Source organism: Streptococcus sp. KCJ4932 (genome assembly GCF_004352745.1).
Lineage (GTDB): Bacteria > Bacillota > Bacilli > Lactobacillales > Streptococcaceae > Streptococcus > Streptococcus ruminicola.
On record NZ_SJWW01000027.1, the window covers coordinates 1 to 4,383 of the forward strand.

The following is a 4,383-nucleotide window of genomic DNA, read 5'->3' on the forward strand; positions in this document are numbered from 1 at the left end:
ATATAATTTCGGAATATAAAAAAGTTGAATATGATATTTTTAAACGTTTAATTTATGAACTAGAAATAAATGGTTTTATAGCCAGTAATAACTTTCCAGAACTGTTAAGTAGTAAATTTAGAAAGCAATTGAGAGCGAAGTATTCCAATATTAGGACGTGGGTAGAATTTGAATTCGGGAAAACAGTAGCCTATGCATGGCTGAACGATAAAATAACAAGAAAACAAGCTAAACTAAAAGCGAGAACGGTATTGTTGTTAATGTAGGATATTTGTTTTGTTTTGTTTTTTATGAAAAAGTAGACTGTAATATATGAATAAACAAAAAAAGAGAGGAAACTCTCTTTTTTTATAGTTTCTTAATAAAGTTCCCAATTTCTTTAACAATTTCGGTTACCAGAGCATTTCCCATGAAGAACATGCGCATTTTGTCTGAAACTTTAACAATTGAGCCGTCAGAAAGTTTTTTGAGTTTAGTCCAGTCATCTGGAAAATCTTGTAATCGCTCAGCTTCAATTGGTGTGAATAGTAGATTGAGAAGTTTGAAGTGGATTAAAAACTTACAATAAAAAATGATAGGAACAGTTTATGTTATGCTAAAATAATTATAATAAGAATTAGGAGGAAAAATTTGATGGCAAAAATAGACTCTAATAATTTCAATAATAAAGCAATCAAAGAAGCATTAAAACAAGATAATATTGCTAAAATATCATCAGTATTAACAGGAGTCTCAGCATTGAAAAACGCTTTTAGTGAAACTAATTTCTCCAATATTGCAATTAATGCAATGCGTAGTAATTTAGAACAAATAAATCAGGTAATCAATCAGAGTACTTTAAAATCAATGACGGATTCTATTTCTACCCTATCTAACATCCAATTAGAGTCAATTAAGAATTTAAATGAAGCGGCTCAACGGGCGTTCAGAAATGTTAATTTTGATTATTCTAGGCTACTATCTCAGTTAGCAGAGGCTTTAAAAAAATTACCCAAACCGTATACAGATGAAAAAGTTGATGAGATAATCTTAAATATAAAGGCTCTGGCTGAGAAAGGCTGGGTCATATATTTTCCTTTGGACAATATGTATCAACGGATAGAGTCGGAGAATATCACAGAATTGGAAAATGAATGGGTTCTTTTACTCGAAGAGGTTTTATCCGATCATACAAAAATTCAGAGCTTGCAAGAATCAGAATGCTATTCTTGTGAATTAATAAAATCTATGTTAGATTGTTATTTTTTTGAAAATTATTATGCAGCTTACACTCTTGCAACTCTTGCCATAGATGGAGCAATAAATAGGATATCTGAATTGAAATCTAATGAGAATCGAATCCCTGTTGGTTATAAAGCAGTGAAAAAAATTGATAATATTTTAGAAAAGACGTTTAATGATATTGGTTTGTTTCATTGGATGTATGAATTTTTTGGAGATACTAACCGTTTTACACTTGATAGGCCGAATAGGCATATGGTCGGTCATGGTAGATGGAATCGTGAAATTTCAAAGGTAGACTTTTTAAAATTATTTAATGTCATACTTTATATTGGGGAAGAGTTCCCATATTGGAGAAAGATGGCTGTCGAGAGTAGTTTAGAAGCCCATCCATAATTGACTTTTCTTTCTGTTAAATAGAACGTATAAGCTGTACTTAAAAAGTTCCCTGATTTCTTCAAAGAAATTCTAGCTTTTTTAAATTTAGACGAAATAAAAAAGCGTAGAACTTAAGCAATACAGATTCAAAGTTATTCAAATTTCTAGTTCTAAAATAAGACTTTACAAAAAGAACCGAACATCTTAACTAGAAAATTATTCTAGTTATAAGATAGTTCGGCTTTTTTATTTTTGTCGTAAATTAGTCGTAAGTTTTGTTCTTAACAAACTAAAAACGTTGATTTAACAACGTTTTTAATCTAAATTATTTCATCGTAGGGATATAGAGGAAATGACGGATTTCTGGGGGATTGGAAGTAGGATAAAAAAGCGCCTTAACAACCTAGGCATTTTCTCAATTAAGGAGCTTGCAAATTGTAACCCAGATATGTTGAAGAAGGAACTAGGAGTAGTTGGTATGGATCTATTTTTCCATGCTAATGGAATTGATGAGAGTGATGTCCATAAGCCCTATAAACCAAAAGCTAAAGGAATAGGTAATTCTCAAGTATTACCAAGGGACTACTTCAAGCAATCTGAGATAGAGCTGATTATGCGAGAAATGGCTGAACAGGTAGCTATCAGATTGAGAAAGCGTCATAAAAAGACAACAAATGTTTCTATTACTGTAGGATTTTCAAGATTCGAAAATAAGCGTCGTATTCAAACACAGATGAAAGTAGAACCAACAAATAATACTAGATTGTTGACCAACTATGTACTGACACTTTTCAGAAAGAAATATGATGAAGGAGCGGTAAGAAGTGTTGCAGTTTCTTATTCAGGCTTAGTAGATGAGTCATATGGTCTCATTTCGCTATTTGACGATTTTGAAAAAATAGAAAAAGAGGAAAGGCTTCAGTCAGTAATTGATATTATCAGAAATCAATTTGGATTTAGTAAACTTCAAAAAGCGACAGCACTTCAGGAAGCTTCAAGAAGTCTAGCTAGAAGTAAATTGATTGGTGGTCATTCTGCTGGAGGATTAGATGGGTTAAAATGATTGATCGCTCATATTTACCGTACCAATCCGCAAGAGAACACAGAGATAGAGGGATGGCTAAATGGATGGGATTTTTTCTATCTGAGCACACCACCTCGCTAGTTGAGGATAAAAATAGGGTGGATTTAAGTAGTCCCCTATCTAAAATCGAAAAGCTCACATTGATAGGTCAATTATATGCGAGTAGACTGACTGGTCGATTTGTTATTAAGCAAGATAAAAAGAAAAAACAGCTAGTTGGCCAAGTAGAGGAGCTATCTTCAAAGGAGATAACGGTAAGAACTACGGCCGGTTATCATCTCCTTCAAATTGATAATATCCTTAATATTGTTTTAGAAAGTGAATTTGAAGATGAATAGGAAAGAATTATATAAAGATCAGTTACAACTGGATTATTTTTCTGATTCTTATTTAAAGTTTGAGGAAGACTTTTATAGATTCTCAAACTTGAATATTCCATTAACGTTTTTAGTCGATGATATTCTTAGAGAGATGGCTATGAGCCAAAAAAATTATTTCCGATTAAATAAAGCGAACGCTAAGGATGGAAGAGACTACTACTTTATTTTTAAAATAGTCACCGAGAATGACAATAAGACAGTCAGAAAATATGAGTATTTGGGGAGAAAACTGGCAATCGAGTAGGGAAAGACTAGTTTGGAGACAAAGGAGGTTCATGATGGATGAGATGTATCCAAGAATAAACCAACTCGCTAATGAACAGGTTTATACATTCATGAAAGAAAATGAGATTTCACCATTAAGCTATCATTTCAGTGACTTTTTTGATGAGTGTTTGGACAAATATAATATCAAGCTAATGGAGCATCACTTTTCAAACCAGCAAATAGAAGGTTTAACCTTGATAGATGATTATGGAATCTCATTTTCCTATGAATGTGAAAATCCAGAAGTAAAACAAAACTTTACTAAGTGTCACGAACTAGGACATTCAGGTAGTCTCTTTACAGAGTTAAAGGGCGGAAGTGATTCCAAGCATGAAACTGAAGCCAACATTTTCTCAGCAATTATCCTGATGCCAGCTATAGTGCTACTGTCAAAAATATTTTATAGACATGATTCTTTTCAAAAAGTAATGAATGACTTGTCAGTATCAGCAGAAGCACTCAAATTTAGACTATTAGATATTTTTCAATTTTATACGGATGAAAAATATGATGCAATAAGGAGAGCTATTTCGGCTTACCAAAGAGGCGTAGTTAATGGAGTCCTTAAATTTTTCGATGAAATCAAAGAAAAAGTTATTGCGAAATACGAAGCAATCAAAATCGATGTCACAAAGATAATACTGAAGAAAGTAGAAGAAACGTGATTTGTTACTAGCCTGGAATTTGAAGAACTGTTGGATTGGAAGTTTTGTAAGAGTATTATACAGCAAAATGCGGACTTAGATGCTTGGAAAGAATATAACAGAGGAAAGGAAATATCCTATATTTGGTTAAAGGACAAGTTTACAAAAGATAGTGCAAGAAAAGAAGCTAATACCTTATTATTTTTTGAATTTAAAAATAAATTACTATAGTAGAACGTCACGTTATTATTGATATCAAAAAGAACAGCATTACTATCGTGAAGCTGTTCTTTTTGGATATTTTGAGACAATTTTACTATATTAATAAAATTTGATAGAATGTATACTGATAATTAATTAAAGGGTACTAAATTTATGAATAATTTAAACATTAACTCCATTGAATCTC

The 4,383-nt window shown here is 31.9% G+C and carries 4 protein-coding genes and 3 pseudogenes; 6 read left to right on the plus strand and 1 reads right to left on the minus strand.

Features of this window, described 5'->3' with window-relative positions:
- Positions 1-266 (plus strand): annotated as a pseudogene (locus E0E02_RS09510) (transcriptional regulator); the annotation flags it as partial.
- A gap of 82 nt (positions 267-348) precedes the next feature.
- On the opposite strand, the pseudogene E0E02_RS09545 reads toward E0E02_RS09510, so the two are convergent.
- A pseudogene (locus tag E0E02_RS09545) lies at positions 349-522 on the minus strand (DNA (cytosine-5-)-methyltransferase); the annotation flags it as partial.
- A 111-nt stretch (positions 523-633) separates the two neighbouring features.
- On the opposite strand from E0E02_RS09545, the gene E0E02_RS09475 reads away from it, so the two are divergent.
- The 5 genes and pseudogenes from E0E02_RS09475 (at position 634) to E0E02_RS09275 (ending at position 3,995) form a co-directional block, all read left to right on the plus strand.
- Positions 634-1,617 (plus strand): hypothetical protein, encoded by a 984-nt coding sequence (locus tag E0E02_RS09475; protein WP_165937149.1) that lies wholly within the window; start codon positions 634-636, stop codon positions 1,615-1,617.
- A 331-nt stretch (positions 1,618-1,948) separates the two neighbouring features.
- Positions 1,949-2,662 (plus strand): annotated as a pseudogene (locus E0E02_RS09260) (DNA polymerase); the annotation flags it as partial.
- Positions 2,659-3,021, plus strand: coding sequence for a hypothetical protein (locus E0E02_RS09265; protein WP_133018439.1), 363 nt, complete (start codon positions 2,659-2,661; stop codon positions 3,019-3,021). The pseudogene E0E02_RS09260 and the gene E0E02_RS09265, both read left to right, overlap by 4 nt.
- Positions 3,014-3,307, plus strand: coding sequence for a DUF5960 family protein (locus E0E02_RS09270; protein ID WP_133018440.1), 294 nt, complete (start codon positions 3,014-3,016; stop codon positions 3,305-3,307). Before E0E02_RS09265 ends, E0E02_RS09270 begins: the two co-directional genes overlap by 8 nt.
- A gap of 34 nt (positions 3,308-3,341) precedes the next feature.
- A complete protein-coding gene (locus E0E02_RS09275) occupies positions 3,342-3,995 on the plus strand; it encodes an ImmA/IrrE family metallo-endopeptidase (protein WP_240789031.1) in 654 nt (217 codons plus the stop codon).
- The last annotated feature ends 388 nt before the right edge of the window (positions 3,996-4,383 follow it).